Genomic DNA, 19007 nt, shown 5'->3' with positions numbered 1-19007 from the left:
TCATGAAAATCAACAATCTCAAGATCGGCATCCGGCTGGGCGGCGCTTTTGCCGCGGTGATTCTCCTCATGGCGGTCATGCTCGCGGGCATGCTGTGGCAACTCGAACGAATCGCCGATGCGAAGGACGTCATGGCGCAGACCAGCCGCAAGACGGCGCTCGCCAAGGACTGGCTCGAAGGCGTGTCCGCCAACAGCGTCCGCTTCGTCGCCAAACTCAGGAGCAACGTGCCGGGCGACGACCAGTATTACGACGAGCGGATCGCGACCGCCCGCACGAAGGTGACTCGGGTGCAGGAACAACTGCAGGCCATGGTCGATACGCCGGAAGGCAAGGCCCTGCTGGACCGGGCGCTCGAGAACGACCGCAGCTGGTATGCCCTGGGCGACGCCGGCTTCGCGCGCAAGGCCGAGCTCGGCAGCGAGCACCCCGAGGTCCAGGCCTTCTTCAAGGACAAGGTCGCTCCCCAGATGCGCGCCTACATCGCCTCGCTGGATGAGATGGTGGCCTACCAGACCAGGCAATCCGAACGCGTCCAGGCCGACATCGACGCCTTGCAGCGTACGGGATTCAGGCTCCTGCTCGGCGTCGGCGCCTTCGCGCTGATCAGCGCGGCCGTGTTCGGCTGGCTGCTCACGCGCAGCATCACGCACCCGCTGGCGGGCGCCGTGCGTGTGGCGCGGCGCGTCGCCTCGGGCGACCTGAGCGCGGACATCCGGGTCGAATCGCGCGACGAGATCGGTGAGCTGATGGGGGCGCTGCATGCGATGAACGCCAGCCTGCTCAAGACCGTCAGCGCGGTACGCGACGGCACCGAAACCATCGTCGGCGCTTCGCAGGAGATCGCGGCCGGCAACCTCGACTTGTCGAGCCGCACCGAGCAGCAGGCCGCGTCGCTGGAGGAAACCGCCTCCTCGATGGAAGAGCTGACCGGCACCGTGCGCCTGAACGCCGACAATGCGCAGCAGGCCAACCTGCTGGCCCGCCAGGCGTCCCAGCTGGCTACCCGCGGCGGCGAGGTGGTGGCGCAGGTGGTGAGCACCATGGCATCGATCAGCGCCTCCTCGAAGAAGATCGCCGACATCATCGGCGTCATCGACGGCATCGCCTTCCAGACGAATATCCTGGCGCTGAACGCGGCGGTCGAAGCGGCGCGCGCCGGCGAACAGGGCCGCGGTTTCGCGGTGGTGGCAAGCGAGGTGCGCAACCTGGCGCAGCGCTCGGCGGCGGCGGCCAAGGAAATCCGTCTCCTCATCGCCGATTCGGTGGACAAGGTCGGCGCCGGCGGGCGCCTGGTCGACGAGGCCGGCGACACCATGCAGGACATCGTGGACGGCATCGCGCGCGTGACCGACATCATGTCCGAGATCGCCGGCGCCAGCGGCGAACAGACGGTCGGCATCGAGCAGGTCAATGCCGCCATCGTCCAGATGGACGGCGTGACCCAGCAGAACGCCGCGCTGGTCGAGCAAGCCGCGGCGGCGGCGGCCTCGATGCAGGAGCAGGCCCTGGCCCTGGCCGAACTGGTGCGCGCCTTCGATATCGGCGATGGCGCGAACGGCATCGAGAAGGCGCCGGCGCCGGCGGGCGCCGCGCGCGTGCCGGCACCCGTGGCCCTGGGCTACGAACGGGCTGCCGCCTGAACTCAGCTCGCCCGCTTGCCGGCCGGCACCAGCCAGCGGGCTGGCCCGCGGTGCAGGCTGCGCCTATCGGAAGGATCGGCGAGAAAATTCGCCAGCACGCGCTCGTACAGCGCCAGGCTGCCGCGGTAGCGCCCCTGGCGCATGGCGCCCGGCTTGCCCAGGAACTTGAGCACGAAGTAGTCGGCCAGCAGGTCGCCCTGGGCTTCCATGTTGTAGTCGGCCAGGCTCGCATCCTCGCGCAGCGTGTAGGAATACGATAGCCCGATGCGCACCGCGCCGCGCAACCTCACCGGATACCCCAACTGGTGCTGCCACACGTGCACCATCTCGTGCATGAACCAGTGGATGGCGCCGGGATCGCCGCGCGTGTAATCGGGAAGAAAGCAGGACCAGTGAAAGTACATGCTGCCGTTCGGCGTCATGCAGCAGTTCTTCGGCTGGAAGGGCATGTAGCGCCGGCTGTGGATACGGACGCGGCTGTAGTCGATGGCGTCGCGGAACAGCAGCGACGCCATCGCGATCTCGCTACCGGTCAGGGGCCGGGAGCGAGGCCTTTGCTTGATGAGAGGCTCAGCCCGCACGCAGCGCGGAAGCCGCTTTCGCCAGTTCGGTGATGCCGGCCCAGTCGCCGCTGGCGATCAGGTCCTTCGGCGTCAGCCAGGAACCACCCACGCACGCCACGTTCTTACAGGCGAGGAACTTCGGCGCGGTCTCGATCGAGATGCCGCCGGTCGGGCAGAAGGTCACGTCCGGTAGCGGGCCGGCGATGGCGTTCAGCATGCCGACGCCGCCCGCCGGCACCGCCGGGAACAGCTTCAACTGCTTGAAGCCATGCTCGCGCGCCGCCATCACTTCGGACGGGGTCATCACGCCCGGCAGCAGCGGCAGGCCACTCTTCTTGGCCGCCTCGATCATGGCCGCGGTCAGGCCCGGCGAGACGCCGAACACGGCGCCCGCATCGCGCGCCGCGTCGAACTCGTGCGGCTGGGTCAGGGTGCCGACGCCGACGATCGCGCCTTCGACGCCGCTCATGTCGCGGATCGCCTGCAGGCCGTGCTCGGTGCGCAGGGTCACTTCCAGCACGCGGATGCCGCCCGCCACCAGGGCCTTGGCCAGCGGGACCGCGTGGCTTGGGTCGTCGATGGCGATGACAGGGATCACGCTCGCCGAGCGCATGATTTCAAGTAGATTCATTTCTGCGTCCTAAAGAGATAGTCTTCGTCGGAACCGGGCTGGACTTCATCGGTCTGGATGCCGTCGTGCAGCGGTACGGTGGTTTCGATTGGCGACGGCAGCGGGAACGTGGCCGCCCCCTCCTCCGCCGGGCTGGAATGGGAGCGGAACATCGCAAACAGTTCGCGGCCCATGCCGATGTGGCTCTTCGACAGGTCGGCGGTGGCCATGCTGCGCGCGGCCCACACGGTGTCGGTCACCAATGCTTCCAGGGTGCCGGTGGTGGCGTCGACGCGGATGATGTCGCCGTCGCGCACCAGGCCGAGCGGGCCGCCGGCCAGGATCTCGGGCGACACGTGGATCGCCGCCGGCACCTTGCCGGAGGCACCCGACATGCGGCCGTCGGTCACCATCGCCACCTTGAAGCCGGCATCCTGCAGGTTCGCCAGCGCCGGGGTCAGCGCGTGCAGTTCCGGCATGCCGTTGGCGCGCGGGCCCTGGAAGCGGATCACGGCCACGAAGTCGCGCTCGAGCTCCTTGTCCTTGTAGCGCTGCATGAAGTCTTCCTGCGAGTCGAAGGTGATGGCCGGGGCTTCGATCGTGTGGTACTCGGGCTTGACCGCCGAGATCTTCATCACCGCGCGGCCCAGGTTACCCTGCACCAGCACCATGCCGCCGTTGTTGGCGAACGGATTGCTGGCCGGGCGCAGCACCGCTTCGTCGCCGCTTCTCTCCGGCACGTCGCGGAACACGACCTTGCCGTCTTCGCCCAGGAAAGGCTCCTTGCAGTGCGCGCGCAGGCCGCGGCCCAGGATGGTGTTGACGTCTTCGTGCGCCAGGCCGGCATCGAGCAGTTCGCGGATGATGAAGCCGGGGCCGCCGGCGGCCTGGAAGTGGTTCACGTCCGCTTCGCCGTTCGGGTAGATGCGGGTCAGCGAAGGCACCACTTTCGACAGCTCGTCGAAGTCGTTCCAGTCGACCACGATGCCGGCGGCGCGCGCGATGGCGATCAGGTGCAGCGTATGGTTGGTCGAGCCGCCGGTCGCATGCAGCGCGACGATGGCGTTGACGATGCTCTTCTCGTCGACGATGTGGCCGATCGGCATGTACTGGCCGCCCTGCTGGGAGATCGCGACCGCCTGGTGGGCGGCGGCTTTCGTCAGCGCGTCGCGCAGCGGGGTGCCCGGCGTGATGAAGGCGGCGCCCGGCATGTGCAGGCCCATCATCTCCATCAGCATCTGGTTGCTGTTGGCGGTGCCGTAGAAGGTGCAGGTGCCGGCGCCGTGGTAGGAGGCCGATTCGCCTTCCAGCAGTTCCTCGCGGGTGGCTTCGCCCTTGGCGTAGCGCTGGCGGATGGCCGCCTTTTCCTTGTTCGAGATACCGGTGGTCATGGGGCCGCCCGGCACGAAGATGCCCGGGATGTGGCCGAAGTGCAGCGCGCCGATCAAGAGGCCCGGCACGATCTTGTCGCAGATGCCGAGGTACAGGGCCGAGTCGAACATGTTGTGCGACATCGCTACCGCGGTCGCCATGGCGATGGTGTCGCGCGAGAACAGCGACAGTTCCATGCCCGGCTGGCCCTGGGTCACGCCGTCGCACATGGCCGGCACGCCGCCCGCGAACTGGGCCACGGCGTCGACTTCGCGCACGGCGTCCTTGATCACCTTCGGGAAATACTCGAAGGGCTGGTGCGCAGACAGCATGTCGTTATAGGACGAGACGATCGCCACCGACGGCTTCTTGTACTCCTTGAGCTTGAGCTTGTCGTTGGCCGGGAAGGCGGCGAAGCCGTGCGCCAGGTTGGTGCACGACAATGCCCCGCGCTGCACGCCCTGCACCCGGGCCGCTTCCATGTGCGCGAGGTAGGCCGCACGCGAGGGACGGCTTCGCTTGATGATCCGGTTCGTTACCTGTTCGACTACGGGGTGCAGCGCCATGATCGTTCCTTCGTAAATTGGGTATCTGAAATTTTACTACAGATTGGGAAGGGGTGCAGGGGTAGGGACTTTGCCAACTTGGCCGGATGGAATCACCTCCGAAGCCGGCTCTCGTAGGGTGGACGGCTCTGCCGTCCGCGCGTTCAAATCCCCTTTGCCTATTGAAAATACATGCCAGAAGCGCAATCGATTGTTGAACGCGCGGACGGCGAAGCCGTCCACCCTACGGTATTTATGTAGTGAATTTACGCACGCATCCTGTATTATTCGCTAATCTGCTATTGACAACATTGTGCCATCGACACTGACCTTATGCGCCAGCCAACCCTCACCAGCACCGCCAGCTTCCAGGCCCTCGAAAACCATGCTCAAGATGCCGAAGACTGGCAGATGCGCGAGCTCTTCGCCGCCGACCCTCAGCGCTTCGAGCGCATGTCCGTCGAGGCGGCAGGGCTGTTCCTAGACTATTCAAAAAATCGCCTCGACGGGCGCACGCTTGAACTGCTGGCGGCGCTGGCGCGCGAGCGCGGCGTGGAAGCGCGCCGCGACGCGATGTTCGCGGGCGAACGCATCAACAACACCGAGAACCGCGCCGTCCTCCACACCGCCCTGCGCGCCCCGCGCGGCAGCCAGCTGGTGGTCGACGGCCAGGACGTGAACGCCGAGGTTCACGCCGTGCTCGACCGCATCCGGACCTTCACCGATGCCGTGCGCAGCGGCGAATGGCTGGGCCATACCGGCAAGCCGATCACGGACATCGTCAACATCGGCATCGGCGGCTCGGACCTGGGCCCGAAGATGGTCGTGCTGGCACTGCGCCACTACACCCATCCGCGCCTGCGCATGCACTTCGTGTCGAACGTGGACGGCCACGACATGGACGCCGCCCTGTCCCAGGTCGATCCGGAAACCACGCTGTTCATCGTCGCCTCGAAGACCTTCACCACCGCCGAGACCATGATGAACGCGCAGACCGCGCGCAACTGGTTCCTCGAGCGCGCGCCCGCTGAGTCGGCTGATTCTGCGCTGGCGAAGCACTTCGTCGCCGTTTCGACAAATGTCGAAGCGATCAAGACCTTCGGCATCGACCCGGCCAACATGTTCCCCTTCTGGGACTGGGTGGGCGGGCGCTATTCGGTGTGGTCGGCGATCGGCCTGTCGGTGGCGCTGGCGGTGGGTTACGGTTACTTTGCCGACTTCCTGGCCGGCGCCCATGACATGGACGAGCATTTCCGCACCGCGCCGGTCGAGCGGAACATGCCGATGCTGCTGGCCCTGGTCGGTTTCTGGAACCGCGAGTTCCTCGATGCGCACTCGGTCACGATCGCGCCCTACCACCAGGACCTGAACCGCTTCCCGGCCTACCTGCAGCAGCTCGACATGGAGAGCAACGGCAAGTGCGTCACGCGCGACGGCGACCCGGTCGACACCCCGACCTGCCCGGCGATCTGGGGCGAACCCGGCACCAACGGCCAGCATGCCTACTTCCAGCTGCTGCACCAGGGCACCGACCTGACGCCGATCGACTTCATCGCCGCCCTGCGTCCGGCCCACGAGATGGAGCATCACCATACGGCCCTGCTGGCGAACTGCTTCGCCCAGTCGGAAGCCTTCATGAAGGGCAAGACCATCGAGGAGGTGCGCGCCGACCTGCAGGCGCAGGGCCTGGCCGCCGAGGAAGTCGAACGCCTGGCGCCGCACAAGACCTTCCCGGGCAACCGTCCGAGCAATACCATCCTGATGGAACGCCTGACGCCGTCCACCCTGGGCGCCCTGATCGCGCTGTACGAGCACAAGACCTTCGTGCAAGGGGTGATCTGGAACGTCAACAGTTTCGACCAGTGGGGCGTCGAGCTGGGCAAGGTGCTGGCGAAGAAGATCGAAGCCGAGCTGGCGGGCGAGCCGCAACCGGCGAACCATGACAGCTCTACCAACGGCCTGATCGCCCGCGCCAAGGCCGCGTTCTGAACCTGATCACGACAATACATGGCAAGCGATAAATTCGAAGTGGTACACGACGCCCCGATGCTGGTGGGCGAAGCGGCGACCTGGCACGAGGTCGAGTCGGCGCTGTACTGGGTGGACATCAACGGTTACACGGTCAACCGCGTGCATCCGGCCAGCGGCAAGTACTCTTACTGGAAGATGGGCTCGGAGCCCTCGGCGCTGGCGATCGACGGCGACAACAACCTCATCGTCTCGCTGCGCTCGGGCCTGATCTGCCTGAACACGACCAGCGGCAAGGAAACCCCGGTCGCCGATGCGCCCTACGACCCGGCGATCGTCCGTTTCAACGACGGCCGCGTGGACCCGGCGGGCCGCTTCTGGATCGGCACCATGTACGAGCCGCGCGACAAGCCGGCGGCCGAGATGTACGTGCTCGAGCGCGGCCTGCTGCGCCGCGCTTGGGCTGGCGGCATGACCAACTCGAACGGCCTGGCCTGGAGCCTGGATGGCCGCACGATGTTCCATGCCGACACCACCACGCACCGGATCGACTGCTACGACTACGATCCGGCCACCGGCGCGCATGCCAATGGGCGCACGATCAAGACCTTCTCGGCCGACAAATCCGCGCCGGACTACGGCGGCCGCCCGGACGGCGCGACGGTCGACAGCGAAGGCGCCTACTGGGTCGCGATGTTCGAAGGCGGGCGCGTGCTGCGCATCGCGCCCTCGGGCGAAATCCTGCGCGAGATCGCACTGCCGGTGCGCTGCCCGACCTCGGTGGCCTTCGGCGGCCCCGGCCTGCGCACGCTCTACATCACCAGCGCCAGCCATGGCCGCTCGGCCGAGGAGCTGGCGCGCTATCCGCTCAGCGGCAAGCTGCTGTCGATCCGGGTCGACGTGGCGGGGCGCGAAGAGCCGGAATACGTCCACCGCTGATTCGTAGGGTGGGCGGCTCTACCGGGCCCGTGGATTTGCCGATAGCGCTTGCGCCGCCCACGCGGTGATCGTTGGCGGCGCCGATCCCGTACCGGATGATCTTGCTGCTAACAATCACCGCGTGGGCGGCATATGCGGCTGCACTGCTCACAGACAGCAGTGCAGCCGCCCACCCTACGGGCCTTTCCGTAGTAGATTTTCTTGCTAAGCGAATATTCGTGTAGTAAATTTACACATCGCTGATCACTCCTTCCAGACATTCCCATGGCTCTTTCCGATTTCGACCTCGTTTTCTTTGGCGGCAGCGGCGACCTTGCGATGCGCAAGCTGCTTCCCGCGATGTATGCGCGCGACGTCTGCAACGACCTGCCCGACACCGCCCGCATCATCTGCGTGGGCCGCGACGACTTCTCGCAGGAAGACTTCCTGCAGTTCATCGAGAAGAACTCGAAGCCGCATATCAAGGAAACGCCGCAGGACGAGACCTGGGCCCGCTTCCTCAAGCGCATCGTCTACGTGGCGCTGAACGCCACCGACGTGTCCACCTTCGCCCCCCTGGTCGAGGCCCTGCGCAAGGACGAAGCGCTGACCCGCGTCTACTACCTCGCGACGCCGCCGCATCTGTTCGCGACCATCTGCGACAACCTGGCCGAGACGAAGCTGGTCTCGCCGAACTCGCGCGTGGTGCTGGAAAAGCCTCTGGGACGCGACCTGGCTTCGGCCAAGCGGATCAACCTCGACGTCGGCAAGGTCTTTGCCGAGTCGCAGATCTACCGGATCGACCACTACCTGGGCAAGGAGACCGTGCAGAACCTGCTGGCCCTGCGCTTCGGCAACATCCTGTTCGAGCCGCTGTGGCGCCGCGAATGGATCTCGGACGTGCAGATCACCATCGCCGAGAAGATCGGCGTGGGCAACCGCCTGGGCTACTACGACACCTCGGGCGCCCTGCGCGACATGCTGCAGAACCACCTGCTGCAGCTGCTGTGCATCGTGGCGATGGAGCCGCCCACCTCGATCGCGCCGGACGCCGTGCGCGACGCCAAGCTGCAGGTGCTGCGTTCGCTGAAGCGCTTCACCCCGACCACGCTGGCGCAGAACATCGTGCGCGGCCAGTACCGCTCCGGCCACATCGACGGCCAGGCGGTGCCGGGCTACCGCGAGGAGCCGGAAGCGCCAAAGGGCTCGAAGACCGAGACCTTCGTCGCCATGAAGGCCGAGATCGACACCTGGCGCTGGGCCGGCGTGCCCTTCTACCTGCGCACCGGCAAGCGCATGGCCGACCGCCTGGCCGAGATCGTGGTGCGCTTCAAGCAGATCCCGCATTCGATCTTCAACCAGCCGACCTCGAGCTTCCAGCCGAACAGCCTGGTGATCCGCCTGCAGCCGGACGAAGGCCTGTCGATGAACCTGATGGCCAAGACCCCGGGCGACTCGATGCGCCTGAAGCAGGCCGAGCTCGAACTCGACTTCCGCGAGCAGTTCACCAGCCCGCGCATGGAAGCCTACGAGCGCCTGCTGGTCGACGTGCTGCGCGGCCAGCTGACCCTGTTCATGCGCGGCGACGAGCTGGAAGCGGCCTGGGAATGGGTCGAACCGATCCTGGAATACTGGGAACAGAACGACAGCTCACCGGTGCCCTACACTTCCGGCACCTGGGGCCCTGCCGCCGCGAGCGCGCTGATCGGGCGCGACGGCCTGCAGTGGCGCGAAGAAGTCCTTCCGGAAGACTGATCGGACCACAAGACCATGCTGCTCGATTCCATCCGCACCCAGCTCGACTCGCTCTCGAAATCCGAGCGCAAGGTGGCGCTCGCCGTGCTGGCCGCGCCGTCCAGCACGGTCAGCCAGAACATCACGGCCCTGGCCAAGAGCGCCCAGGTGTCGGAACCGACCGTGGTGCGCTTCTGCCGTACCCTCGGCTACGACGGCTGGCACGAGTTCAAGCTCAAGCTGGCGCAAGGCCTGGCGCTGGCCCTGCCGGGCGCGAACGAGCAGCCGGCGCCGGACGACCTGGCGGCCGACCTGGTGAACAAGATCTGCAGCCGTTCGATCAACACCCTGCTGGACCTGCGCAACAACCTCAAGCCGGAACTGGTCCAGAAGGCGCTCGATATCCTGTCGCGCGCCAACAAGATCGAGTTCTACGGCCAGGGCTCGTCGGGTTTTGTCGCCGCCGACGCCCAGCACAAGTTCTTCCGCTCGGGCGTGCCGACGGTGGCCTACACCGATCCGGCGATCCACTCGATCGCCGCGGCCCTGCTGCGCGAGGGCGATGCGGTGGTGGCGATTTCGCAGCGCGGCAACAACCCGGCCCTGACGCGCTCGGCCAAGCTGGCGCGCCGCGGCGGCGCCGACGTGATCGTGCTGGCGCCATCCGGCACGCCGCTGGCGGAAATCGCGACCCTGTTCATCCCGATCGACCTGGTGTTCGCAATCGACCCCTACACGCCGATCTCGGCGCGCCTGGCCTACCTGGTGGTGATCGACGTGCTGGCCGTGGGGCTGGCGCTGCAGCGCGGGCCGGAGTTCCGCAAGAAGATGCAGAATGCGCAGAAGGCGCTGCAGGAATTCGACATGCAGTTCGATTCCTTCATCGGCTAGCGCTGGGCATATGAACCTGGGTACCGGCCTTCGCCGGTACGACGTTTCGAAGTCGCCAGCCCAGATACCGTCGCCCCGGCGCAGGCCGGGGCCCAAGTTTTGCCGAGGGACCACGAACGCGCGTAACCCACCACAGGTGTAAAATACCCGCTTTCCATAGCACTGCGGGTCCACGCCAATGCACATCAATCCCGAACGCAGCTCCCGTCCCGACTATCCCCTGCTGGAGCGTCAGGTCGAGAGCGTCCTCGAAGGCGAACGCAACCTGATGGCGAACGCCGCGCAGTTTTCCGCGCTCGTCTACGACACCCTGGCCGACCTGAACTGGGCCGGCTTCTATTTCACCGTTCCGGCGCGCAAGGGCGATGGCAAGGACCTGCTGGTCGGCGCCTTCCAGGGCAAGCCGGCCTGCGCCCGCATTCCCTTCGGCCGTGGCGTCTGCGGCACCGCCGCCGCCGAGCGCAAGACCATCGTGGTGCCGGACGTGCATGCCTTCCCGGGCCACATCGCCTGCGATTCGGCCTCGAACTCGGAAATCGTGATCCCGCTGATCAAGAACGGCGAGGTCGTCGGCGTGTTCGACATCGACAGCCCATCGCTCAACCGCTTCTCCGACGAAGACCGTGAAGGACTGGAGCGCATGCTCGCCGCTTTCATGGACGGCACCGACTTCGTTTAGTTTGTTGAACCTGGATTCCCGCCTTCGCGGGAATGACGGTTTTTGGTACACGCTTCGTGAGCACGTCGTTCCCGCGCAGGCGGGAATCCAATTTCCTGACCGAAGCCGCAACAACAGAATCCCAGTTTCACTGATCAACATCGAGATCCCAAACATGAACCAACTCGAACAACTCAAGCAGTACACCACCGTCGTCGCCGACACCGGCGACTTCCAGTCGATCAAGGCCTATGCGCCGCAGGATGCGACCACCAACCCGTCGCTGATCCTGAAGGCTGTGCAGAAGCCGGAATACCGTCCGCTGCTGGAAAAGGCCGTCGCCGATGCCAACGGCGCGTCGGTCGACGCCATCGTCGACAGCCTCCTGATCGCCTTCGGCGTCGAGATCCTGAAGTACGTGCCGGGCCGTGTCTCGACCGAGATCGATGCCGCCCTTTCGTTTGATACCGACGCCACCGTCGCCAAGGGCCGCGAGCTGATCGCCCTGTACGAAAAGGCCGGCGTGTCGCGCGAGCGCGTCCTGATCAAGATCGCCTCGACCTGGGAAGGCATCCGCGCCGCCGAGATCCTGGAAAAGGAAGGCATCCACTGCAACCTGACCCTGCTGTTCTCGCTGTGCCAGGCCGTCGCCTGCGCCGAAGCCGGCGTCAAGCTGATCTCGCCCTTTGTCGGCCGCATCTACGACTGGTACAAGAAGTCGACCGGCACCGACTACACCGGCGCAGACGATCCGGGCGTACAGTCGGTCAAGCGCATCTACCAGTACTACCGCAAGTTCGGCTACCAGACCGAAGTGATGGGCGCGAGCTTCCGCAACACCTCGCAGATCCTGGAGCTGGCCGGCTGCGACCTCCTGACCATCTCGCCGGACCTGCTGCAGAAGCTGGCCGACACCGATGCGCCGGTCGAGCGCAAGCTGGTGGCGGACGCCAATGCCGACATCCAGAAGATCGCGATCGACGAGAAGAGCTTCCGCTTCATGCTGAACGAAGACGCGATGGGGACCGAGAAACTGGCCGAAGGCATCCGCGCCTTCGTGGCGGATTCGATCAAGCTGAAGAAGATGATCGAAGAACTGCTGAAGTAAAAAGAAAACGCGCTCTCAAGAGCGCGTTTTTTGTAGGGTGGTCGGCTTTCGCCGACCGCGCGTCCAAATCACATATGAATTGACGCGGCACGGGCATTCAGCAGTAGGTTGAACGCGCGGACGGCAGAGCCGTCCACCCTACGAAACCCGCAGTCCGGCCAGGTAGGTATCGATCACCGTCCCGCCCAGTTCCCGCAGGTCGAACAGGGTCGGCTCGAAGATCCAGTTGCGGATCAGGCCGTCGACCAGGATCCAGCCGCCCTGGGCAGCCGCCAGCGTCGAGACGCCCGGCCGCAGCATGCCCTTCTCCTGCGCCTGTTTCAGCTGGCCTTCCATCCGCTCCTGCCACAGGGCGATCGACTCGCGCCGGCGCGCGCGCACCGCATCCACCTCGTCGATGAATTCCGTCTTCAGGGTGGCGATCTCGAACACGCGGCGCGCCTTCTCGTCCTCGACCACGATGCGCAGCACCGTCATCATGTCGTCGCGCAGGCATTGCAGCGGATCCGTGACGTCACGGTCGTTGTCGAGCTGCTGCAAGGCTTCGTCCATCGGCAGTTTCGCGCGATCGAACATGGCGTTGAACAGCGCGGCTTTGTCCAGGAAATGCCAGTAAATCGCACCGCGCGTCACGCCCGCAGCACTTGCAATATGCTGTAAAGTCGTTCTTGAAACGCCTTGTTCAGCGAACAATCTTTCAGCAGCATCCAGGATGCTGTCGCGGGTCGCCGCAGCTTCCGCCTTGGTTTTACGTGCCATTTTTTTGTGCCCTCCCATTAGAAGGGGCTCTCCAGCAATAAACATACAGCCGTGATAGTATATAAAACTGTCCGTAAAATCCAGTGACAATTCCTGCGTGATCGAAAGGTGAGCGCCGGATATCGAAACAACAATGAGAAGGAAGCACACGTAATGCGCTCAGACCACTCCTCCCACTCCCTGACCCGCATTGCCGCAGGCACGCTGGTGGCCATTGCCCTGTTATCGGGCTGCGGCAAGAAAGATGCTCCGGCGGCCGGCGGGCCGGGCGGTGGCATGCCGGCGCCGGAAGTCGGCGTCATCACCACCAAATACGAACCCGTGGCGCTGCTGACCGAACTGCCGGCGCGCGCCGAACCCGTGCGTACCGCCCAGGTCCGCGCGCGGGTCGACGGCGTGGTGCTCAAGCGCCTGTTTACCGAAGGCAGCATCGTCAAGCAAGGCCAGTCGCTGTTCCAGATCGACCCGGCGCCCTACCAGGCGCGCCTGGCGGCGGCCCAGGCCGACGTCGGCAGCGCCCAGGCAACCCTGAACCAGGCCACTGCCCAGGCCGAGCGCTACAAGCCGCTGGTCGAAGCCAACGCCATCAGCAAGCAGGAATACACCAACGCCGTCGCCGCCCAGAAGCAGGCGGAAGCGGCCCTGGCGGCGGCCCGCGCCCAGGTGCGCATCGCCCAGATCAACTCCAGCTATGCCAACGTCTACGCGCCGATTTCGGGCCGCATCGGCCGCGCGCTGGTCACCGAGGGCGCGCTGGTGTCGGCGGCCCAGGCGACCGAGCTGGCGCTGATCCAGCAGACCGACACGATGTACCTGAACATCACCCAGTCGGCCAGCGAACTGCAGCGCCTGCGCAAGCAGGCCGGCAATAACGCCAAGGACGCATCGGTCAGCGTGATCCTCGACGACGGCACCGAAATGGCGAACAAGGGCCGCCTGCAGTTCTCGGACATCACCGTCGACCCGAGCACCGGCCAGGTCACCCTGCGCGCGACCGTGGCCAACCCCGACAACGCCCTGCTCCCGGGCCAGTACGTGCGCGTACGCCTGGCCCAGGCCGAAATCCCGAACGGCATCGTGGTGCCGCAGCAGGCCGTCACCCGCGGCGGCCAGCAGGGCGACACCCTGATGGTCGTCGGCGCGGACAACAAGCCGGCCCAGCGCGTCGTCAAGATCGGCTCGCAGCAGGGTTCCAACTGGATCGTCACCGACGGCCTGAAGGAAGGCGAACGCGTGATGGTCGACGGCTTCCAGAAGCTGCAGATGCTGCCGCCGGGCACGCCGGTCAAGGCAGTGCCATGGCAGGCTGCGTCGGCAGCGGCAAGCGCCGCAGCGCCGGCGCCGGCGCCGGCCACCGCCAATGCCGGCCAGGCCGCTGCCGACAACGCGCGCCAGATGCCTGCTTCGGCCCCGTCGGGTTCCACCGCCGGCGCCGCGCCGGCAGCCGCCTCGACGCGTAACTGAGCTGCTGCAGGAAAAGAACAGGACTAATTCATGGCACGTTTCTTCATTGACCGCCCAATTTTCGCGTGGGTGATCGCGCTGTTCATCATGGTGATCGGCGCGGTCTCGATCACCCAGCTGCCGGTTGCTCAGTATCCGAACGTGGCTCCGCCATCGATCGTGATCAATGCCGCCTACCCGGGCGCCTCCGCACAGACCCTGGAAGACTCGGTCATCTCCGTCATCGAACGCGAGATGAACGGTTCGCCGGGCCTCGTCTACATGGAATCGAGCAGCACCGCCAACGGCAGCGGCTCGATCACCCTGACCTTTGAAACCGGCACCGACCCCGAGCTTGCCCAGGTGGACGTGCAGAACCGCCTGTCGCGCGCGGCCCCGCGCCTGCCGGCGGCGGTGAACCAGCAGGGCGTGCGCGTCGACAAGGTGCGCGCGAACTTCCTGCTGTTTACCATCCTCTCGTCGGACGATCCGAAGTGGGACCCGATCGCGCTGGGCGACTACGCCTCGCGCACGGTCCTGCCTGAAATCCAGCGCATCAAGGGCGTCGGCACCGCGCAGCTGTTCGGTACCGAGCGCGCCATGCGCGTCTGGATCGACCCGGCCAAGCTGGTGGGCTTCCGCCTGTCCCCGGCCGACGTCAACAACGCGATCCGCAGCCAGAACGCCCAGGTGGCCTCGGGCACCATCGGCGAACTGCCGCTGGCGAAAGGCCAGGAAATCACCGCGACCGTGGTCGTCACCGGCCAGCTCTCCACCGTCGAACAGTTCGGCAACATCGTGCTGCGCGCAAATCCGGATGGCTCGACCGTGCGCCTGAAGGACGTGGCCCGCATCGAGATCGGCGCCCAGGCCTATGGCACTTCGGCGCGCCTGAACGGCAAGCCGTCCACCGGTATCGGCGTGCAGCTGGCGCCGTCCGGCAATGCGCTGGAAACCGCGCGCCTGGTGAAGGCGCGCGTGGACGAACTGTCGAAGTTCTTCCCGCCCGGCGTGAAGGCCACCGTGCCCTTCGACAGCTCGAAGTTCATCGACATCTCGATCGAGCAGGTGCTGCATACCCTGGTCGAAGCGCTGGTGCTGGTGTTCCTGGTGATGTACCTGTTCCTGCAAAACTTCCGCTACACGATCATTCCGACCATCGTGGTGCCGGTCGCCCTGCTGGGTTCGCTCGGCACGCTGCTGGCGCTGGGCTACTCGATCAACGTGCTGACCATGTTCGGCATGGTGCTGGTGATCGGTATCGTGGTCGACGACGCCATCGTGGTCGTCGAGAACGTCGAGCGCATCATGTCCGAAGAGGGTCTGCCGCCGCTTGAAGCGACCCGCAAGGCCATGGGCCAGATCTCCGGCGCCATCATCGGCGTGACCGTGGTCCTGATGTCGGTGTTCGTGCCGCTGGCCTTCTTCGGCGGCGCGGTGGGCAACATCTACCGCCAGTTCTCGGTCGTCATGGTGTCCTCGATCGCCTTCTCGGCTTTCCTGGCGCTGTCGCTGACGCCGGCACTGTGCGCGCACTTCCTGAAACCGGTTGAAGCGGGCCACCACCACGAGAAGCGCGGCTTCTTCGGCTGGTTCAACCGCAAGTTCGGCGCCACCGCCAAGGGCTATGAAGGCTGGGTCGGCAAGCTGATCCGCAATTCCGGCCGCGGGCTGATCGCCTTCGTGCTGGTCTGCGGCCTGGTGACGCTGTTCTTCACCCGCATGCCGAATTCCTTCCTGCCGAACGAAGACCAGGGCTACGTGATCGCCAACATCCAGCTGCCGCCGGGCGCGACGCTGGAGCGCACCAGCGAAGTGATGACCACTGCCGAGAACTTCATCATGAAGCAGCCGGAAGTGGCCAACATGGTCAGCGTGCTGGGCTTCTCGTTCTCGGGCGCCGGCCAGAACATGGCGCTGGCCTTCATCCCGCTGAAGGACTGGGACGAGCGCAAGGCCGACGGTTCGGATGCCCAGTCGGTGGCCAACCGCATCATCGGCGGCCTGTCGGGCATCCGCGACGCCTTCATCTTCGCGCTGTCGCCGCCGCCGATTCCCGAACTGGGCCGCGGCACCGGCTTCAGCTTCCGCCTGCAGGACCGCGGCGGCAACGGTCACGAGGCCCTGCTGGCGGCCCGCAACCAGCTGCTCGGCATGGCCGCGCAGAGCCCGGTCCTGGCCGGCGTGCGTCCGGAAGGCCTGGAAGACGCGCCGCAGGTTCGCCTGGACATCGACCGCGACAAGGCGCTGGCGCTGGGCGTCACCTTCGACGCGATCAACACCGCGATCTCGACCTCGCTGGGATCGAGCTACGTGAACGACTTCCCGAACGCCGGCCGCCTGCAGCGCGTCGTGGTGCAGGCCGACGCCAAGGACCGCATGCAGCCGGACGACCTGCTGCGCATCAACGCGCTCAACGTCCAGGGACAGCCGGTGCCGCTGTCCGCGTTCGCCACCACCCGCTGGGTGACCGGTCCGATGCAGACCCTGCGCTACAACGGCTACCCGGCGATGAGCATCTCGGGCGACGCCAAGCCGGGCTATTCGACCGGCGACGCGCTGGCCGAGATGGAGCGCCTGGCGGGCCAACTGCCGGCGGGCTTCGCGTTCGAGTGGACCGGCCAGTCGCGCGAGGAACAGCTCTCCGCCGGTACCATGGGCATCCTGATGGCCTTCTCGCTGCTGGCGATCTTCCTGGCCCTGGCGGCGCTGTATGAAAGCTGGTCGATCCCGGTGTCGGTGCTGCTGGTGGTGCCTTTCGGTATCCTGGGCGCTGTGCTGGCGGCGATGATGCGCGGTTACCCGAACGACGTGTACTTCAAGATCGGCCTGGTGACCATCGTCGGCCTGGCGGCGAAGAACGCGGTCCTGATCATCGAGTTCGCAAAAGACCTGCAGGCGCAGGGCAAGTCGCCGATGGAAGCGGCGATCGAGGCGGCGCACCTGCGCTTCCGTCCGATCATCATGACCTCGCTGGCCTTCATCCTCGGCGTGCTGCCGCTGGTGATCGCGGGCGGCGCCGGCTCGGCATCGCAGCGCGCCATCGGTACCGGCGTGATGGGCGGTATGATTACGGCTTCCACCCTGGGCGTGCTGTTCGTGCCGCTGTTCTTCGTCGTGGTGCGCAAGCTGTTCAAGGGCAGCAAGCGCCAGGAGAACAAGTACGCGCAGCATGCTGACGCGGCCACGGTCGTCGAAGGAAAACAACCATGATCCACACAATGAAAAAACTGACTCCGCTGGCCTTCGCGATGATGCTGGCAGGCTGCATGTCGCTGGCGCCGAAGTACGAGCGGCCGCAAGCGCCGGTGGCCGGAGCCTTCCCTGAATTGCCGAAGCCGGCCAGCGCCCCGGCCGCCCAGGTGGCGGACGAGGCGCCCGCCAGCATCGCGTGGCAGCGCTTCTTCCCCGACGCGCGCCTGCGCGGCCTGATCGAGCAGGCGCTGGTGAACAACCGCGACCTGCGCGTCTCGATCGCCAACATCGAGCAGGCCAGGGCGCAGTACCGCATCAGCCGCGCCGACCGCCTGCCGACCGTGGGTCTGGGTGTCAGCGGCCAACGCCAGACCACCGGCGAAGACCAGCCGATCAACAGCCTGTACCAGTCGGGCTTCTCGGTGTCCGCCTTCGAGCTGGACCTGTTCGGCCGCGTGCGCAACCTGTCGGAAGCGGCGCTGGCGCAGTTCCTGGCAACCGAAGAGGCGCGCAAGTCGGCCCAGATCAGCCTGATCTCGTCGGTGGCCAACGTTTACCTGCAGCTGCTGGCCGACGAGGAGCTGCTGGGGATCACCCAGCAGACCCTGGGCACGCGCCAGGAATCGTTGCGCCTGACCCAGCTGCGTTTCGACAACGGCGTGGCCTCGCGCTTCGAGCTGCAGCAGGCGCGCTCGCTGGTGGAAACCGCGCTCGCCACGCTCGCGGCGCAGCAGCGCCAGCGCGCCCAGAGCCTGAACCTGCTCACGCTGCTGGTGGGCACCCCGGTACCGCCGACCGCGGCCGCCGGCGCCACCCTGGCCTCGACCGAACTGCCCGACCTGCCGGCCGGGCTGCCCTCGGACCTGCTGGCCAACCGCCCGGACATCCGCGCGGCCGAGCAGCAGCTGATCGCAGCCAACGCCAACATCGGCGCGGCGCGCGCCAACTTCTTCCCGCGCATCACCCTGACGGGCAGCGTGGGCAGCGCCAGCACTGAACTGTCGGGCCTGTTCAAATCCGGCACCTACGGCTGGAGCTTCGCGCCGCAGGCGATCCTGCCGATCTTCGACTACGGCCGCAATACTGCGGTGCTGGGTTCGGCCCGCGCCGGACGCGACATCGCGGTGGCGCAGTACGAGCGCTCGATCCAGACCGCATTCCGCGAAGTGGCGGACGCACTAGCGGGGCAGTCGACCTTCAGCGAGCAGCTGCGTGCGCAACGCGCCGTGGCCGAGGCGGAAGCCGACCGCTTCAACCTGGCCGACCTGCGCTACCGTAACGGCGCGGCCAGCTACCTCGAGCTGCTCGACGCCCAGCGCGCGCTGTTCCAGGCCCAGCAGGCGGCGGTGCAGGCCAACCTGCAGCGCCTGCAGAACCAGGTCACGCTGTACAGCGTGCTGGGCGGCGGCTGGACCGAGCCGGCCGCGCCGGTGGCGGCGCGCTGAACGCTTCCTGCGTCATTCAAGATCGGGCCTTCGCGGCCCGATTTTTTTTCGCCCGGTACGCCCGGGGTCAGGTGTGTAAATAGGACACCCACAGGGGCAGTAGGGTGGTGTATTTATGAGCCCGGGTGAGAGTGTGAGGCCAGACCCCCCAGGGTT

General features: G+C 66.2%; 14 protein-coding genes and 1 pseudogene. 10 read left to right on the top strand and 5 right to left on the bottom strand.

The window, feature by feature from the left end; translation table 11 throughout:
• Window positions 1-2 precede the first annotated feature (2 nt).
• The gene (locus ACK4S9_RS04415; protein WP_409721996.1) at window positions 3-1643 is read left to right on the top strand and encodes a methyl-accepting chemotaxis protein; all 1641 of its coding nucleotides are present in this window, start codon (window positions 3-5) and stop codon (window positions 1641-1643) included.
• A 2-nt stretch (window positions 1644-1645) separates the two neighbouring features.
• Here ACK4S9_RS04415 and ACK4S9_RS04410 read toward each other — a convergent pair whose 3' ends face one another.
• Genes ACK4S9_RS04410 through edd form a run of 3 tightly spaced genes read right to left on the bottom strand, consistent with a single transcriptional unit; the run spans window position 1646 to window position 4753 of the window.
• Window positions 1646-2158: a Rhs element Vgr protein gene (locus ACK4S9_RS04410; RefSeq protein WP_409721993.1), complete on the bottom strand. Its 513-nt coding sequence runs from the start codon at window positions 2156-2158 to the stop codon at window positions 1646-1648.
• Between the two features lie 55 nt (window positions 2159-2213).
• Window positions 2214-2837: a bifunctional 4-hydroxy-2-oxoglutarate aldolase/2-dehydro-3-deoxy-phosphogluconate aldolase gene (gene eda / locus ACK4S9_RS04405; RefSeq protein ID WP_409721990.1), complete on the bottom strand. Its 624-nt coding sequence runs from the start codon at window positions 2835-2837 to the stop codon at window positions 2214-2216.
• Complete coding sequence (gene edd, locus ACK4S9_RS04400; protein WP_409721987.1) at window positions 2834-4753, bottom strand: phosphogluconate dehydratase; 1920 nt, start codon at window positions 4751-4753, stop codon at window positions 2834-2836. The genes eda and edd overlap by 4 nt, the downstream gene beginning before the upstream one ends.
• Before the next feature lie 312 nt (window positions 4754-5065).
• On the opposite strand from edd, the gene pgi reads away from it, so the two are divergent.
• The 6 genes from pgi (at window position 5066) to tal (ending at window position 12009) form a co-directional block, all read left to right on the top strand.
• Window positions 5066-6721: a glucose-6-phosphate isomerase gene (gene pgi / locus ACK4S9_RS04395; RefSeq protein WP_409721984.1), complete on the top strand. Its 1656-nt coding sequence runs from the start codon at window positions 5066-5068 to the stop codon at window positions 6719-6721.
• A gap of 18 nt (window positions 6722-6739) precedes the next feature.
• Window positions 6740-7639: an SMP-30/gluconolactonase/LRE family protein gene (locus ACK4S9_RS04390; RefSeq protein ID WP_409721981.1), complete on the top strand. Its 900-nt coding sequence runs from the start codon at window positions 6740-6742 to the stop codon at window positions 7637-7639.
• A 264-nt stretch (window positions 7640-7903) separates the two neighbouring features.
• Window positions 7904-9373, top strand: coding sequence for a glucose-6-phosphate dehydrogenase (zwf, locus tag ACK4S9_RS04385; RefSeq protein ID WP_409721978.1), 1470 nt, complete (start codon window positions 7904-7906; stop codon window positions 9371-9373).
• 15 nt (window positions 9374-9388) lie between these two features.
• On the top strand, window positions 9389-10243 hold the full coding sequence (locus tag ACK4S9_RS04380; RefSeq protein WP_409721975.1) for an SIS domain-containing protein: 855 nt from the start codon (window positions 9389-9391) through the stop codon (window positions 10241-10243).
• 178 nt (window positions 10244-10421) lie between these two features.
• Window positions 10422-10922 carry a GAF domain-containing protein gene (locus ACK4S9_RS04375; protein WP_409721973.1) on the top strand — a complete coding sequence of 167 codons (501 nt, stop codon included), beginning with the start codon at window positions 10422-10424 and terminating at the stop codon, window positions 10920-10922.
• A 154-nt stretch (window positions 10923-11076) separates the two neighbouring features.
• The gene (tal, locus tag ACK4S9_RS04370; RefSeq protein WP_409721970.1) at window positions 11077-12009 is read left to right on the top strand and encodes a transaldolase; all 933 of its coding nucleotides are present in this window, start codon (window positions 11077-11079) and stop codon (window positions 12007-12009) included.
• A 138-nt stretch (window positions 12010-12147) separates the two neighbouring features.
• Here tal and ACK4S9_RS04365 read toward each other — a convergent pair whose 3' ends face one another.
• Both ACK4S9_RS04365 and ACK4S9_RS04360 read right to left on the bottom strand, forming a co-directional pair.
• Window positions 12148-12642: a TetR family transcriptional regulator gene (locus tag ACK4S9_RS04365; RefSeq protein WP_409722298.1), complete on the bottom strand. Its 495-nt coding sequence runs from the start codon at window positions 12640-12642 to the stop codon at window positions 12148-12150.
• Window positions 12643-12768: pseudogene (locus ACK4S9_RS04360) on the bottom strand (TetR family transcriptional regulator); the annotation flags it as partial.
• A 153-nt stretch (window positions 12769-12921) separates the two neighbouring features.
• Between ACK4S9_RS04360 and ACK4S9_RS04355 the strand changes: the two are divergent.
• The 3 genes from ACK4S9_RS04355 to ACK4S9_RS04345 are packed head-to-tail and all read left to right on the top strand — an operon-like array spanning window position 12922 to window position 18851.
• Entirely contained in the window at window positions 12922-14232 is a 1311-nt protein-coding gene (locus ACK4S9_RS04355) for an efflux RND transporter periplasmic adaptor subunit (protein ID WP_409721967.1), read from the top strand.
• 30 nt (window positions 14233-14262) lie between these two features.
• Complete coding sequence (locus tag ACK4S9_RS04350; RefSeq protein ID WP_409721963.1) at window positions 14263-17424, top strand: efflux RND transporter permease subunit; 3162 nt, start codon at window positions 14263-14265, stop codon at window positions 17422-17424.
• Between the two features lie 8 nt (window positions 17425-17432).
• Window positions 17433-18851, top strand: coding sequence for an efflux transporter outer membrane subunit (locus tag ACK4S9_RS04345; protein WP_409721961.1), 1419 nt, complete (start codon window positions 17433-17435; stop codon window positions 18849-18851).
• The last annotated feature ends 156 nt before the right edge of the window (window positions 18852-19007 follow it).

This window comes from Massilia sp. (assembly GCF_046293535.1).
In the GTDB taxonomy this organism is placed as follows: domain Bacteria; phylum Pseudomonadota; class Gammaproteobacteria; order Burkholderiales; family Burkholderiaceae_D; genus Telluria.
Note: the sequence above shows the minus strand (reverse complement) of the source record. Positions and strands in the feature narration are given on the sequence as shown.